Below are 255 nucleotides of genomic sequence, written 5' to 3' on the forward strand. Positions count from 1 at the left end.
CCGGGGTCGGCACGCTCTCGTCCGCGACGACAGGGATGGACGCCCTGCTCACCAGCCAGCGGCGGCCGAGGACGTCGTCGGCGGGGCACAGTTCCTCGGCCAGGGTGAGCCCGAGATCCTCCATGGCACGCAGGGCCTGTACCGACTCCGACGCCGTCCAACCGCGGTTGCCGTCGACGTAGAGCTCCACCTCGTCTCCGAGCGCGTCGCGGAGCGCACGGCAGACCGCGACGTCGAGCGTGAACGGGCGCCGGC

Annotated in this window: 1 protein-coding gene; it reads right to left on the minus strand. The window is 72.9% G+C overall.

The features are described 5' to 3' along the window. The coding region (locus QSK17_RS35965) for an enolase C-terminal domain-like protein (RefSeq protein WP_285711168.1) at positions 1–255 on the minus strand (255 nt) is incomplete at both ends.

Origin of the sequence: Microtetraspora sp. NBRC 16547 (assembly GCF_030268965.1) — a bacterium.
GTDB lineage: Bacteria > Actinomycetota > Actinomycetes > Streptosporangiales > Streptosporangiaceae > Microtetraspora.